This is a genomic window from Massilia brevitalea (assembly GCF_030711405.1).
In the GTDB taxonomy this organism is placed as follows: Bacteria; Pseudomonadota; Gammaproteobacteria; order Burkholderiales; family Burkholderiaceae_D; genus Telluria; species Telluria brevitalea.
Genome location: NZ_JAULSI010000034.1, coordinates 51,800 through 65,544 on the forward strand (window position 1 = coordinate 51,800; position 13,745 = coordinate 65,544).

The window sequence follows — 13,745 nt, forward strand, 5'->3', positions numbered from 1 at the left end:
CACTTGATGAGACCGCGTGGGCACAAGTGCCCACCCTACCCCCCCGTATTCGAGTATCCAGTCCAGGTGCCAGCGTTAAATGAAATCCGGTCCGATCAGGTCAATGCGGTCGGTGCAGAACGCATCCACACCCCAGCCCAGCAGCTCCCGCGCCCGCGCCGGTTCGTTGACGGTATAGCAAAACAGCGCATACCCCGCCCCCTTCACCGCCAGCGCCAGCTCGCGCGTCAAGTGCCGGTGATTCACATGCAGCGCCACCGCCCCCAGCGCCTGCACCCGCCGCTCCCAATCCGGCGGCAACTCGCTCATCAACAGCGCGCGCGGCACCTCGGGCGCCACTTCGCGCGCCGCCTCCAGCGCCAGCTCGCTGAACGAAGATAATAAAGGCACCACATCCCACCGCCCCGCCGCAATCTCATCGGCAAACATCCCGGCAGCAATCCGCGCCACCGCCCCACCGGTCTCGATGTCATATCCCGGCGCCGGCTTGATCTCCATGTTCATCCACACGCCATGCGCCTTGCAAAAGCCCGCAAACTCGACGAACAGCGGCACCGGCTCGCCATCGTGGGCACGCGCGAACCAGCTGCCGGCATCCATTGCCGCCAGCTCCAGCGCGTCGTAGTCGAACACATTCCCCGCCCCGGCCACCGTGCGCCCGAGATAGGGGTCGTGCATGACCACCGCTATGCCATCGCGCGCCAGCATGATGTCGTACTCGATGGCGCGAAAGCCGCGCCGCATGCCCTCGCGCAGCCCGGCCATGGTGTTCTCCGGCGCCAGCGTGCCGCCGCCGCGGTGGGCCAGCACGCGTACCGGATACGACCAAACGGGAACCATCATGGTGCGGCCATCCTCGAAGACAAGACAAGGAAGCCCGCCACGTTCGCCGCCACCGTCGCCCAGAACATTGTCCGGAAAGAGCGCTTCGCCGACTTGTGCCGCAGCCATTGCTGGGCCAGCAGCCCGCCCGGCCAGCCGCCCACCAGGCCAAGCAGCAGCAGGGTCCGCTCGGGCGTGCGCCAGCCACCCTTGCGTGCCGCCGATTTGTCGATAGCGTAGGCAACGAAGCAGCTCAGGCTGGTTACGGCATAGGCGCCCGCCACCAGCGGCGGCAAGTCCCAGGCCAGGGTAGCGCCGGCATACAGCAGGGCAAACAGGAGGAGAGGCAGATAAGGCATGCGGCCAGCTTAGCGCGAGCGCCAATTAATTACCAGCAGGCAGCAACTGGCGGCTTTTGTCTGTTGTAGGTTCGTCAGCGTACCGAAAACCGGTGCTCAACCGTCTTACGCTCTCTTTTCAACGTCAATGAAGCAGGAGGACACATGGGTTTTGATTTAGGGAATTTGCTCGGGCAATACCTGGGCGGCGGCGCGAATACCGCGCAGGCATCGGACGACTTCGACCGCGCAGCGCAAGCGGCGCCGCGCGACACCCTCGCGCAGGGCTTGGCCCAGGCATTGCGTTCCGACCAGACGCCACCCTTCCCGCAGATGCTGGCCCAGATGTTCGGCAACAGCAATCCGGACCAGCGCGCAGGCATGCTGAACCAGCTGATTGCCGGCGCCGGCCCTGGGCTGCTGGGTAAACTCGGCGGGCTCTTTGGTGGGAACGGTGGCAAAGTGACGCCGGAACAGGCTTCGCAAGTCTCCGAGCAGCAGATCAAGGACATCGCCGAACAGGCGCAGAAGGAAAACCCGGGCATCCTCGACCGCATGGGCGAGTTCTACGCCGAACACCCGACCGCGGTCAAGGCGATCGGCGCTACCGCGCTGGCCGTTGCACTCGGCGCCATGGCGCAGGGCATCCAGCGCCGCAATTCAACTTCCACCCCCGAAAAGGAGAACAATGTGGGCATCCTGAGCAATATCTTCCATAAAATCTTCCCGCAGAAGTCGGCTCCAGCGCCGGCGCAACAGCAAAACGCGCCAGCCGCCGCCCCAGCTCCGGCCGCACCAGCCCAGCCAGCCGGCCAGGCCGCACCGAACCCGGCGCCCACCGCACCGGCCGCCGCCGCGCCTGCCTCTACCCTGAACCAGCAGGTGGACGTGGAAGAAATCCTGAACGCCAAGCTCAAGGCCTCGGGCCAGCAGCTGAACTGGCGCACCTCGATCGTCGACCTGATGAAGCTGCTCGACCTCGACTCCAGCCTGGCTGCGCGCAAGGAACTGGCCGCCGAACTGCACTACAGCGGCGACACGGGCGATTCGGCCTCGATGAACATCTGGCTGCACAAGCAGGTCATGAAGAAGCTGGCAGAAAACGGCGGCAAGGTGCCGGCCGACCTGCAGGACTAAGCGCCTGAAGAGATAAGCAGTAAGCGGTAAGTAATTAATATGTAGTCAGCAGCGCCCTGCGGCCGGCACCTCGCCAGCCGCAGGGCGTTGATCCGCCAGCGGGCCGTCAATCCGCCAGCGTCGTGTTCGCCGCGGTTCCGCACGAAAAGCAGAACCGCGCAAACGCGTTCTTGCGCGTATTGCAGCAGCCGCAGCGGTCGAACAGGCCGATGCCGCAGTGCGGGCAGTAATCGATGCTCGTATCCTTCAGGTCGACCGTGCGCTCGCAGCCCGGGCACACGCTCTTGGCCAGGCGTTGCAGGACCAGGTCGTAGCGCATGGTCTGGCGCCGCGCCACGTCGGGCAAGGCTTCGCTTTCCTTCTGGCGCGCCAGATAGCGCTGCAGCGAGACGATCGCGTAGCGCCCTACCACCACCGTCACCACGATCCCCACCACGTAGCGCACATAGCCGCCATAGCTGGGCAAATACGGCACCAGCTCGAAGAAGAAGGCGAACAGGGCAAAGTAGATGAAGCCCCAGGCAAACGGCCAGTAAGTGCTCTTCCTCTTGTGTGCGAACAGCCAGCCGGCGATTACCAGCAGCGGCAGGGTCAATGCCAGCCGGTACAGGAACACGCGCAATTCCTTGGAACGCGCCGCCTCGTAGTGCGCCTGCACGGCCGGGCGCTCCAGCGCCTGCCAGTTGCGTTCCGTGCTTTCGGCCTGCTGGGTGGCGTCGAGCATGGCCTGGCGCTGGGCCTCGACGGCGCCGAGGGCCTTGCGCTCCCCGGCTTCCAGCGTGTCGAGGGCTTTCGTACGGTTGATGAGTTCGGTGTCCTGGTCGGGCCGCGCCGTGACCCGGCGCGTGGCCAGCCAGTTATCGAAGGAGGCCCTGGCCGAGGCCGTGTTCGAGCGCGCCACCTCGTGCTGCTGCTCGGCCTGCTGGAGTGCGGCGCGGGAGGCGGCCTGCTTCTGTTCGGCCGCATCGCGCTGGGACTGCAGCGCGGCGAGACGCTGCGGGTCCATGAACTGCTCGACCGTGAGGGGCGCCTCGACGTCCCACAAGTTCTCGACGATCTTGCCGCCCAGGCCGATCAGGAAGGCGGCGAAAATGAAGGCAACCAGCCACAGCGCGCGGCCCATCCAGCGCTCGGTCAAGCGCAACCCTTTCGACATGACGTTCTCCTCGATTGACGATGGAGCGCAGCTTGTCACATGTCAAAGCGGAGAGCCAGCTGGCAGAACGAAGGAGCGGAATGCGATACCGGGGGTATCGGAAAGCGGGCGAACGGCGTGGAGGAAGGCGCACCGGCACAGACAGGCCGGGTACGCCTGAACATCATCAGAAATAGATTAGAAGTAAGACAGGCCCAGCGCGCGGCGCACTTCGTCCATCGTCTGCGCTGCGGTTTCGCGCGCCTTCATCGTGCCCTCCTTCAGCATCTGCAGCACTTGCCCCTTGTCCTGGGCAAACTCTTCGCGGCGGGCGCGGATCGGCGCCAGCATTTCCTGCAGCACCACGTCGAGGCGCTTCTTGACCACGCTGTCGCCCAGGCCGCCACGGGTGTAGTGGGCTTTCATTTCGGCCAAAGCTTCCTTTTCCGGATCGAAGGCGTCCAGGTAGAGGAAGGCGACATTACCTTCCAGGTGGCCCGGGTCCGCGACCTTCAGGTGCAGCGGGTCGGTATAGACCTGCTTGACGGCGGCGCGGATCGCGTCGGCGCTGTCGCCCAGGTTGATGGTGTTGCCGAGCGACTTGCTCATCTTGGCCTTGCCGTCGATGCCGGGCAGGCGGCCGATTTCCGGCACCAGGGCCTTGCACTCGACCAGGATGTCGCGGTTCGCGATGCGGTTGAAGCGGCGCACGATCTCGTTGCACTGCTCGATCATCGGGATCTGGTCTTCGCCCACCGGCACCAGGGTGGCCTTGAAGGCGCTGATGTCGGAGGCCTGGCTGGCCGGGTAGGTCAGAAAGCCGGCAGGAATGTCGCGCTCGAAGCCGCGCAGCGCAATCTCCGTCTTGACAGTCGGGTTACGCTCCAAGCGTGCGACAGTCACCAGGTTCAAATAATAAAATGTCAACTCGGCCAGTTCCGGAACCTGGGACTGGATGAAGATCGTCGAGCGCGACGGGTCGATACCGACTGCCAGGTAATCAAGCGCGACTTCGACAACGTTACGGTGCACCTTGTTCGTGTCGTCCATGTTGTCGGTGAGCGCCTGGGCGTCGGCGAGCATGACGAACTGGCGGTACTGGTCCTGGTAGGCCACGCGGTTGCGCAGGCTGCCCACGAAGTGGCCGAGGTGCAAGGGGCCGGTCGGCCGGTCGCCGGTCAGGATGACGGGCGCTGGCGCTGGATGCTGGGTTGAAGCTGGGGTGTGTTGCTGGCTCATCGGGTTTCCTTGTTGTGCCCCGATCCTGCCGCGCTAAACGAAAAACGCCACCTGAATCGAGGCGGCGTTCATCGAGTCACATCATCTCTGGGCCGCGCGCTGTCAGCGGCGCCACCAGGTGCAGAGCGAACGATGTGGTTTCAAAAAATTCATGGATGGCATGGTTGCAGGTTGGCGACGCGCTGTCAACCGCGCGTTACGCCATCGGCATCATTGACCGGGACAGGGGGACCCGGCGAACCGCACCGGACTGAGCGAACTTTTTGCTTCCGGCTGCCATCTAAAAATTTCGTTGTTGTCAAAAATATAAAGAGTGGTGATTTATGAATACCAATACGAGCCTGAACAGCCAATCCCGTCCATTAGAACTCTGGGGCGGCCTCGAATGCACCGTCAACCGCGTCCGCGACGACTACTTCAGCCAGCTCGACCGCAATGGCCACGCATTGCGCGCCTGCGACATCGGCCGCTTTGCCTCGCTCGGCATCCGCGCCATCCGTTACCCCATCCTCTGGGAGCGCACCGCCCCCGAGGGCATCGCCAAGGCCGACTGGTCCTGGCCCGACGAACGCCTGCCCGCCCTGCGCGAGGCCGGCGTCACCCCGATCGCCGGCCTGATCCACCACGGCAGCGGCCCGCGCGACACCAGCCTGATGGACCCGGCCTTCCCGGAACGCCTGGCCGAGTACGCCGGCGCCGTGGCCGCACGCTACCCCTGGCTCGAGTACTACACCCCGGTCAACGAGCCCTGCACCACCGCCCGCTTCGCCGGCCTGTACGGCGTCTGGTACCCGCACGCCCGGGACGACCGCAGCTTCATCGAAGCCCTGCTCATCCAGTGCCGCGCCGTGGTGCTGTGCATGCGCGAAATCCGCAAGGTCAATCCGAACGCCAAGCTGGTGCAAACCGACGACCTCGGCAAGACCTACAGCACGCCCGAACTGGCGCAAGTGGCCGACTTCTACAACGAGCGCCGCTGGCTGGCCTGGGACCTGCTGTGCGGCATGATTGGCCCCGAGCACAAGCTTTGGAGCTACCTCACCAAGACCGGCATCGATGCATCCGAGTTCCTCTGGTTCCGCGACAATCCCTGCCCGCCGGACGTCATCGGCGTGAATTACTACGTCACCAGCGAGCGCTGGCTCGATCACCGTCCGGAACGCTATCCGGAACACCACCGCGGCGTGGCCGACGGCATCCCCTGCGCCGACATCGAAGCTTCGCGCGCGCTGGCCACGCCGACTGCCGGCATCGGCCCGCTGCTGCAGGAAGTCTGGGACCGCTACCACCTGCAAATTGCGATTACCGAAGCCCACATCGACGCCAATCGCGAAGATCAATTGCGCTGGCTGCTGGAAATCTGGCAGGCCGCCAACACGGCGCGCGACAACGGCGTCGACCTCCGCGCCGTCACCGTCTGGTCGCTGCTCGGCTCGTTCGACTGGAACAGCCTGGTCACGCAGAACTGCGGCTACTACGAACCGGGCCCCTTCGACGTGCGCTCGCCGATGCCGCGCCCGACCGCGCTGGCAGCGATGATGCGCGAACTGGCTGACGGCAAGCCGCTGTCGCACCCGGTGCTGCGCGGCCAGGGCTGGTGGCGCCGCCCGAACCGCTGGCTGTGCACGCCGGTGGCCACCCCTGCCGCCCTCACCTCGATCTCGGCCGACGGCCACAGCCTGGTCGGTACAAGCGCAGCGCCGATCCTGATCCTCGGCGCCAGCGGCACGCTCGGCCGCGCCTTTGCCCGCATCTGCCAGAAGCGCCACCTGCACTACAAGCTGCTGTCGCGCCACGACATGGACATCGCCGACCCGGCTTCGGTCGAGCGTGCGCTGGCCCTGCACAAGCCCTGGGCCGTGATCAACACCTGCGGCTACGTGCGCGTGGACGATGCCGAAGGCGACCTGGAACGCTGCTTCCGCGACAACACGCTGGGCGCCGCGATCCTGGCCGAAGCCTGCGCCCGCCATGGCGCGCACCTGACCACCTTCTCGAGCGACCTGGTGTTCGACGGTGCGAAGAACAGTCCGTATGTCGAAAGCGATCCGGTGACGCCGTTGAATGCCTATGGCCGCAGCAAGGCCGAGGCCGAGACGGCGGTGCTGGGCAAGCACCCGGGCGCCCTGGTGGTGCGCACCAGCGCCTTCTTCGGGCCCTGGGACCGGCACAACTTCGTCACCCAGGCCCTGGCGGCGCTGGAGCGCGGCGAGTCGTTCACCGCCGCGAGCGACATGACCGTGTCGCCGACCTATGTGCCGGACCTGGTGCATACCTGCCTGGATCTCGCCGTCGACCGCGAATGCGGCATCTGGCACCTGAACAACACCGGCTCGGTAACGTGGCATGAACTGGCGAAGATGGCGGCGGACAAGGCCGGCATCGATGCCTCGCGCCTCGAAGCGCGTGCCGCGTCGGAGCTGGGCATGCCGGCCCCGCGCCCGGCCTACAGCGTGCTGCACAGCGAGCGTGCGATGCTGCTGCCGAAGCTGGAAAACGCGCTGGACCGCTTCATCGAACTGCGCGGCACCGACGATCCGGAGTACGAGGAACTGGTGAGGACCGCCGAATCGCGCCAGCCGCTGGCCAGCGGCCATCGCCAGCAGGAGGAAACGCCGGCCGAAGCCTTCCAGGCGAAGAGCTTCTAGGACGATTCGTTTGCGTTCGTAGGGTGGGCACAGGGCGCCCACCCTACGTCATTCAACGCCCCAATCATCGATCCCACCATCGGGTTTCACACGTCCCAAAAACCCGCCGTTATAAAATGCCAATGCCAGCCACCAACCGCAAAGGCCCCCACCCGTGCACGAGCAACACGCCTTCCCCTTCCTGCGCGAAATCCTGCTGTTCCTGATCCTCGCCGGCATCCTGATCCCGACGCTGCAGCGCCTGCGCATCAACCAGGTGCTCGGCTTCCTGGCGGTCGGTACCCTGGTCGGCCCCTTTGGCCTGGGCCTGGCGGCAAGCCACGTCCCCTGGCTGTCCTGGCTCACCTTCCCCAGCGGCCCCGGCGTGTCGATGCTGGCCGAAATCGGCGTGCTGTTCCTGATGTTCATGATCGGCCTCGAACTCTCGGCTGCGCGCCTGTGGGCGCTGCGGCGCTGGGTGTTCGGCGCCGGCAGCGCCCAGGTGCTGGCCAGCGCCGCCATCATCGGCGCCGCCGTCGTCTTCCTGCTCGGCGCAGCCGTCCCCACCGCCATCATCCTCGGCCTGGTGCTCTCGCTCTCCTCCACCGCCGTCGTCATGCAGCTGATGAGCGAGCAGGGAAGCACCGGCACGCGCCTGGGCCAGGCCGCCTTTGCCGTGCTGATGCTGCAGGACCTGGCCGTGGTGCCGATCCTGATCCTGATCGGCGCCCTCGCCAAAGGCAGCGGCGACGGCGCCGCCATGCTGGCCGTGGTCACGATGGCAAAGGCCGGCGGCGCCATCGCCCTCATCTACCTGGTCGGCGGGCGCGTGATCCACCCGCTGTTCAGGGCCTTTGCGCGCCAGCGCCAGCCCGACGTCTTCATGGCGCTGATTTTATTGAGCACCTTCGGCATCGCCGGGCTGTCGGCCGCCGCCGGCTTGTCGATGGCGCTCGGCGCCCTGATCGCCGGCCTGCTGCTCGCCGAGACCGAGTTCAAGCACGAAGTCGAGCTGATGGTCGAGCCTTTCAAGGGCCTGCTCATGGGCCTGTTCTTCATGACCGTCGGCATGCAGATGGACACCCGCCACATCGTCGCCGCGCCGCTGTGGCTGGCGGTCTTTGTCGCCGGCCTGGTGCTGATCAAGGCAGGCGTGATCGCCGTCATCTTCCGCATCGGCCGCTTGCCCTGGCCGCGCGCCGTCGAGGGTGGCCTGCTGCTTGGCCAGGGCGGCGAGTTCGCCTTCATCGTCATCGGCTACGCCATCTCGACGCGGCTGCTGGAGCCGGAACTCGGTGCGCGCGTGATGCTGGCGGTCGGCCTGTCGATGTTCATCACGCCGCCCCTGGCGCGCCTGGGCCGCGCCATCGGCGAGCGCACCGAACGCGGCGAACGCGCGCAGCTGGCCGAGGTCGACGACGCGGCGCTGGCCGCAGCGCGCGGACGCATCATCATCGCCGGCTACGGCCGCGTCGGCCAGCAGCTGGGCAAGCTGCTCGGCGCCCAGCGCATAGCCTTCATCGCTTTCGAAAACAACGCGAAGATGGTATCCACGCTGCACGCGCAAGGCGTGCCGGTCTACTTCGGCAATGCCGCGCGCTGCGAGCTGCTGCGCCGCGTGCATGCCGACGAAGCGCCGGCCATCGTCCTGACCATGGACCATCCGGCATCGGCCCTGCAGGCGGTGCGCGGCATCCGCCGCGACTTCCCGCACGTGCCGCTGTTCGTGCGCTCGCGCGACGAAAAGCACGCGCGCGCCCTGCGCCTGGCCGGCGCCACCGTGGTGGTGCCGGAGACGCTGGAAGCGAGCCTGCAATTGTCGGCGTTCGTGCTCGAAGCGATGGGGCTGGACGAACGCATTGTCGACGACATCGTCGACCGCGAGCGCGACCTCTTCGCGGAGCAGTTGAACGATGCCGGCCTGCGCGAAGCCGGCAGCACGCGCACCTGAACCGTGCCGCTATAATCGGCGCTCCACTTACCTTGGTAAAAAAACCATGCCTGAAACCGGAACTTCGACGGCGCTCGGCCACATCCGCGTGCTCGACCTCTCGCGCGTGCTCGCCGGCCCCTGGTGCGCACAGAACCTGGCCGATCTCGGCGCCGACGTCATCAAGATCGAACGTCCCGGCAGCGGCGACGATACCCGCGCCTGGGGTCCGCCGTATGCACAGGACGCGGACGGCAACAACACGAGCGAGGCCGCCTACTACCTGTCGGCAAACCGCGGCAAGCGCTCGGTGACGGTCGATATCGCGAGCAGCGAGGGCCAGGCGCTGATCCGCGAACTGGCGCGCCATTCCGACGTGGTGCTCGAAAACTTCAAGGTCGGCCACCTGAAACGCTATGGCCTCGACTACGACTCGCTGAAGGCGATCAAGCCCGACCTGGTCTATTGCTCGATCACCGGCTTTGGCCAGGACGGCCCGTATGCGCACCGCGCCGGCTACGACTTCCTGATCCAGGGCATGGGCGGCCTGATGTCGGTCACCGGCGAACGCGACGACCTGCCCGGCGGCGGTCCGCAAAAGGCCGGCGTCGCGCTGACCGACCTGATGACCGGCATGTACGCGACCATCGCCGTTCTCGCGGCGCTGACCCATCGCGACCGCAGCGGCGAAGGCCAGTACATCGACATGGCCTTGCTCGACACGCAGGTGGCGATGCTGGCGAACGTCGGCAGCAACTACCTCACCAGCGGCAAGGCGCCAAAACGCTGGGGCAATGCGCACGCGAACATCGTGCCCTACCAGACCTTTGCCTGCGCCGACGGCCACATGATCGTCGCCGCCGGTAACGATGGCCAGTACCGCAAGTTCGTCGAGGCCGGCGGCCGCCCGGAACTGGCGACGGACCCGCGCTTCGCCACCAACCCGCTGCGCGTGCAGCACCGCGACGTGCTGGTGCCGCTGCTGGCCGAGATGGCGGCCACGCGCGGACGCGACGAATGGATCGCGATGCTCGAGGAAGTGGGCGTTCCCTGCGGTCCGATCAACGACGTGGGCGAAGTGTTCGCGAACGAGCAGGTGCAGGCGCGCGGGATGGCGATCGACTTGCCGCACCCGGCGGCCGGCAAGGTCACCTTGGTGCGCAGCCCGATGAAGATGTCGGCTACGCCGGCAACCAGCCACAAGGCGCCGCCGCTTCTGGGCGAGCACACCGAGGAAGTGCTGCGCGATGTGCTGGGCAAGAACGGCGGCGAGATCGGGGCGCTGCGTGAAAAAGGCGTCGTGTAGCCCTCCTTTTCCTGCGGCGCTTGTTACGGGTTAGTGCAGCTTGTGCTTGAAGTCGGACAGCTCGGCGTGCACCCGGGTGACCATCGCTTCCAGGTGCGCCGGCATTTGCGGCATCGAACGACTGATGCGTTTCGCTTCATCGCCCATGTCTTCCAGGCTGTCGACGCACTGGACGATTTTCGCCTCGTCATTCGACTGCATCACATCGCGCGCCTGTTTCACTTCACGCGAGATTTTCTCGATACAGTCGCGCATTTCGCGCGGCGTATCCTGCGACGAGCGGCAGGCCTGCTCGGCTTCGCCGATGGTTTGCTGCAAATGGCTGTAGCGTTGCTGGATTTCGTTTGCTTGCAACATGATGACCTCCGTTTTAAAGAGAGCAGCCGATTTTAGCGCTGGCGGAAAATGCTTGCGTTAATTGCGCACGTTACCCGGGTGAAAGCGTCGATTTGGTCATGGCAGCGCGCTTATTCGGATGAGCTGTACAGCGTCAAATAGACTATGGAACTGGCTTTGCCACTGCAGAGAAAGCCCTGCACTTTCTCGCCCGATTTTCTGAGCGCGGCTTGTAGAGGGGCGCAGTTGCCAAGATGGGATATGACCGGTTGCGAATTGCTGTGTTGCGTGAACAGTGTTTTGACATTGGGAGATAACCAGGGGCGTGCGGAACCTGGTGTGATCCATGCGGTTTCTGCAGTGTTGGCCGGAGCAACTGGAATAGCGGGCGCAATCTCTGCAATCAGCGTGACGTAGTCGGTTGGCCCGGGGACGCCGCCTGAATATTCCGGTGTACCGAATACTTCCCAGCGTACCGTATTGATGGGCAGGTCAAGCTTGACCAGGCGTGCCAGTTCAGCCTGGTCGGTGGAAGAGCGTGCGCCGCTACTGGCATCGCAGGCGCTGAGTGACAGCAAGATCAACCACGGCGCTAACTGATGGAGACGAGACGGCAAGGTCATTACGCGACGGCCTTAATCGCAAGCTTCATCGATCTCGTCGATCACCCACTTGGTCTGGCGATATGACAACGTCACACTTCTGACACACGCTTCATTTGGAAAATACTGAAGCCTTATCCTGTCCACTTCGATATCAAGATTGGCATCCCACGCTTCCCCAGCAGCCATCGTACCGTCGATCAGCTCATCGGTTCGAGCAACCACATCATATGAGGGCTCACTGCCAGTATCTTCCAGTTTTTGTTTTATCTTCTTTGCGAACATGCTGCCAAGGTAGGCGCGTTCAGGACCCGTCCGTGGTGCGCACAGCAGTGCCTGTACCGCTCTCCAAACCGCTGGCAACTTTTGTACTTTTGCCTTCAATATGGCCTGACGCAGCACTTGTTGTTCAGGTTTAGAGCAGGCGTTTGGATAAGTCGAGCCGCGCATGTTCAGTGAAGGATATTTGTTTGCTGCCGTAACGCTAATGCTCAGCGTTGCGCCGATGAGAAGGACTATTGCGCATGGATTAAAGCTCCGACGTAAGAAGGTAGACATGATTACTCGCTTGTTTATGGTGCTTTCATTACAGGGTTTGAACAAGAATGCAGCGCACCGCATTATCGAACTTGGCATGCTAGCAACACTTCCGAGACGAATTTGTAAACATTGAACGGGGCGTAAGGACCGACTCATTTATCAAAGCAAGATATCGTCGAGGAATGATATTCTTTCAACTTTGATGTGCACTTTCCAATATACTTTGACTCAAACAATCACGTCGCTCAACATCTTTTTATCATGGTTTTTTGGCCTGATCAACATCCCATTGCCATATAGTGTTTCCATAATCCGAATGCAAATTGTCGAACTGTTCTCCTATCCGATAGTAGCGGCGCGAATTTCCTGCCGCTGGAGAAAAATAGAATCCAGCCTGTGAACAGTATGCACCTGCATCAAACCGCAGAAATTCAGTCGGCTCGACATGCGCTTCAGCTGTAATTTCTTCGAACTCATCCTTGATAAGTTCGACAAAGCACCAGCGTGATGGATTTGGTTTGAAGGCATTGCGAGCAACTAGACTCGGTGCCAGTTCGGGCGTCTGCGACTCCTCAAAGAAGCTATCTTGTCTCAAGTCCGGGCTGGATAAATTGTCAAGAACAAAGCGGAGCATCGCTTCTCCATCAGTCCATAACTTAGCCCGACCTACGCTCGTAAGAGCCGCCCTGCCCAGGTTGTTGAATGTCGTACCGGCCAACACTTTTCCTCTTGCATCTCCATTCCAAGCAAATTGTAAACTTGCATATGGATCGTCTATTGACACATACACCCCGGTCTTCGGAGGTAGCTCATTGCTCTCACAAACTATCTTAGGCATGGCCTCGAATTTCGGCAGAACAGGAAAATTGACTTGATAGCTTTGCCATGCGAGAGTCAGATCGAAATCACTCCACCGAGTTGAAAGCACTGCCCGATCCATCGTGTCATCGATGTTTTGTGCATAGTCATATAACTCCTTGAACATACGATCGAACTGATCTTGTTCTTCAGGGTCTGTCCATTGCATCGAAAACTCTGCCATGCCACGGGCACACTGATATGCTCCAGTTACGCGATATATATTTGACCTATGATCCGCAATGCTTTGTGCGATTGAACGCTGAAGATCACCAAGAAATGGCCAAGCATTGTTCTCCCAATTCTCACCAGTGTTACGACTGCCCCATCTTTTGCTTTTGAGAATTCTATCTCGGCCCTTGCTTTGATTTGTATCGAGAAGCCCTTCTGAAAACACTCGAAGCGCTATCACCCGATCCTTCAAACCTTGCAAATACGAAAGCGACGAAAAATAATATAAGAGCGCGGCTTGCTTTTTTTGCCACAGAGTAAGTATCATGTTTTTCCTGAATAATTTATCGAATTTGAATGGATCATAGCAGTCATTTAGTCGTGCAGAATAGTCGTTTGTCCAGGCAATGCTGGGAGGCCAATTTTCGTCGAAATTCCTGCTCCTTCGAAGTCGGTATACCCCCAACCGGTTTCAAAAGGCCCGCTAATATTTGGATGAGTTATCGATTCGCGTATTGATACGTATTGGCTTTTTTGAGCTTGAGTCAACTTGTTAAACTCTGCTTGCGAGATCGCACCTTGTAAAATATTTTTCTTCCCACCCTTAAGTTTATAGAAGCGCATCACATCATTCCGCGGATCGGTTCGCGCGACATTAAATGTCAAGTCCCGTTTGATCGTAAACGCGTTTAACGAATAATTCT

At 62.3% G+C, this 13,745-nt stretch carries 13 protein-coding genes; 4 read left to right on the forward strand and 9 right to left on the reverse strand.

What is annotated here, in order from left to right; translation table 11 throughout:
* Positions 1-75: 75 nt before the first annotated feature.
* Positions 76-843 carry a glycerophosphodiester phosphodiesterase gene (gene ugpQ / locus QWL29_RS19780; RefSeq protein WP_305824594.1) on the reverse strand — a complete coding sequence of 256 codons (768 nt, stop codon included), beginning with the start codon at positions 841-843 and terminating at the stop codon, positions 76-78.
* Complete coding sequence (locus QWL29_RS19785; protein ID WP_305824595.1) at positions 840-1,181, reverse strand: DUF1294 domain-containing protein; 342 nt, start codon at positions 1,179-1,181, stop codon at positions 840-842. Before QWL29_RS19785 ends, ugpQ begins: the two co-directional genes overlap by 4 nt.
* 669 nt (positions 1,182-1,850) lie before the next feature.
* On the opposite strand from QWL29_RS19785, the gene QWL29_RS19790 reads away from it, so the two are divergent.
* Positions 1,851-2,297 (forward strand): DUF3597 domain-containing protein, encoded by a 447-nt coding sequence (locus QWL29_RS19790; protein WP_305824606.1) that lies wholly within the window; start codon positions 1,851-1,853, stop codon positions 2,295-2,297.
* A gap of 106 nt (positions 2,298-2,403) precedes the next feature.
* On the opposite strand, the gene QWL29_RS19795 is transcribed toward QWL29_RS19790, so the two are convergent.
* The gene (locus tag QWL29_RS19795) at positions 2,404-3,453 is read right to left on the reverse strand and encodes a serine endopeptidase (RefSeq protein ID WP_305824596.1); all 1,050 of its coding nucleotides are present in this window, start codon (positions 3,451-3,453) and stop codon (positions 2,404-2,406) included.
* A gap of 177 nt (positions 3,454-3,630) precedes the next feature.
* Positions 3,631-4,671 (reverse strand): tryptophan--tRNA ligase, encoded by a 1,041-nt coding sequence (trpS, locus tag QWL29_RS19800; protein WP_305824597.1) that lies wholly within the window; start codon positions 4,669-4,671, stop codon positions 3,631-3,633.
* Positions 4,672-4,994: 323 nt separating this feature from the next.
* On the opposite strand from trpS, the gene QWL29_RS19805 reads away from it, so the two are divergent.
* The 3 genes from QWL29_RS19805 (at position 4,995) to QWL29_RS19815 (ending at position 10,534) form a co-directional block, all read left to right on the forward strand.
* Positions 4,995-7,319, forward strand: coding sequence for a family 1 glycosylhydrolase (locus QWL29_RS19805; protein ID WP_305824598.1), 2,325 nt, complete (start codon positions 4,995-4,997; stop codon positions 7,317-7,319).
* 154 nt (positions 7,320-7,473) lie between these two features.
* Positions 7,474-9,249 carry a cation:proton antiporter domain-containing protein gene (locus QWL29_RS19810; protein WP_305824599.1) on the forward strand — a complete coding sequence of 592 codons (1,776 nt, stop codon included), beginning with the start codon at positions 7,474-7,476 and terminating at the stop codon, positions 9,247-9,249.
* Positions 9,250-9,295: 46 nt separating this feature from the next.
* Positions 9,296-10,534, forward strand: coding sequence for a CaiB/BaiF CoA transferase family protein (locus tag QWL29_RS19815; protein WP_305824600.1), 1,239 nt, complete (start codon positions 9,296-9,298; stop codon positions 10,532-10,534).
* 30 nt (positions 10,535-10,564) lie between these two features.
* Here the strand turns inward: QWL29_RS19815 and QWL29_RS19820 are convergent, their stop codons facing one another.
* The 5 genes from QWL29_RS19820 to QWL29_RS19840 all read right to left on the reverse strand — a co-directional run.
* Positions 10,565-10,891, reverse strand: coding sequence for a hypothetical protein (locus QWL29_RS19820; RefSeq protein ID WP_305824601.1), 327 nt, complete (start codon positions 10,889-10,891; stop codon positions 10,565-10,567).
* Between the two features lie 110 nt (positions 10,892-11,001).
* The gene (locus QWL29_RS19825) at positions 11,002-11,493 is read right to left on the reverse strand and encodes a hypothetical protein (RefSeq protein ID WP_305824602.1); all 492 of its coding nucleotides are present in this window, start codon (positions 11,491-11,493) and stop codon (positions 11,002-11,004) included.
* A gap of 12 nt (positions 11,494-11,505) precedes the next feature.
* Positions 11,506-12,030 carry a hypothetical protein gene (locus tag QWL29_RS19830; RefSeq protein ID WP_305824603.1) on the reverse strand — a complete coding sequence of 175 codons (525 nt, stop codon included), beginning with the start codon at positions 12,028-12,030 and terminating at the stop codon, positions 11,506-11,508.
* 241 nt (positions 12,031-12,271) lie between these two features.
* A complete protein-coding gene (locus QWL29_RS19835; protein ID WP_305824604.1) occupies positions 12,272-13,369 on the reverse strand; it encodes a hypothetical protein in 1,098 nt (365 codons plus the stop codon).
* Positions 13,370-13,416: 47 nt separating this feature from the next.
* The coding region (locus QWL29_RS19840) for a hypothetical protein (protein ID WP_305824605.1) at positions 13,417-13,745 on the reverse strand (329 nt) is incomplete at its 5' end.

Coding starts and splice junctions, on each gene's coding strand:
- ugpQ (WP_305824594.1), bottom strand. CDS start 843: ATGATGGTTCCCGTTTGGTCGTATCCGGTACGCGTGCTGGCCCACCGC.
- QWL29_RS19785 (WP_305824595.1), bottom strand. CDS start 1,181: ATGCCTTATCTGCCTCTCCTCCTGTTTGCCCTGCTGTATGCCGGCGCT.
- QWL29_RS19795 (WP_305824596.1), bottom strand. CDS start 3,453: ATGTCGAAAGGGTTGCGCTTGACCGAGCGCTGGATGGGCCGCGCGCTG.
- trpS (WP_305824597.1), bottom strand. CDS start 4,671: ATGAGCCAGCAACACACCCCAGCTTCAACCCAGCATCCAGCGCCAGCG.
- QWL29_RS19805 (WP_305824598.1), top strand. CDS start 4,995: ATGAATACCAATACGAGCCTGAACAGCCAATCCCGTCCATTAGAACTC.
- QWL29_RS19815 (WP_305824600.1), top strand. CDS start 9,296: ATGCCTGAAACCGGAACTTCGACGGCGCTCGGCCACATCCGCGTGCTC.
- QWL29_RS19820 (WP_305824601.1), bottom strand. CDS start 10,891: ATGTTGCAAGCAAACGAAATCCAGCAACGCTACAGCCATTTGCAGCAA.
- QWL29_RS19825 (WP_305824602.1), bottom strand. CDS start 11,493: ATGACCTTGCCGTCTCGTCTCCATCAGTTAGCGCCGTGGTTGATCTTG.
- QWL29_RS19830 (WP_305824603.1), bottom strand. CDS start 12,030: ATGTCTACCTTCTTACGTCGGAGCTTTAATCCATGCGCAATAGTCCTT.
- QWL29_RS19835 (WP_305824604.1), bottom strand. CDS start 13,369: ATGATACTTACTCTGTGGCAAAAAAAGCAAGCCGCGCTCTTATATTAT.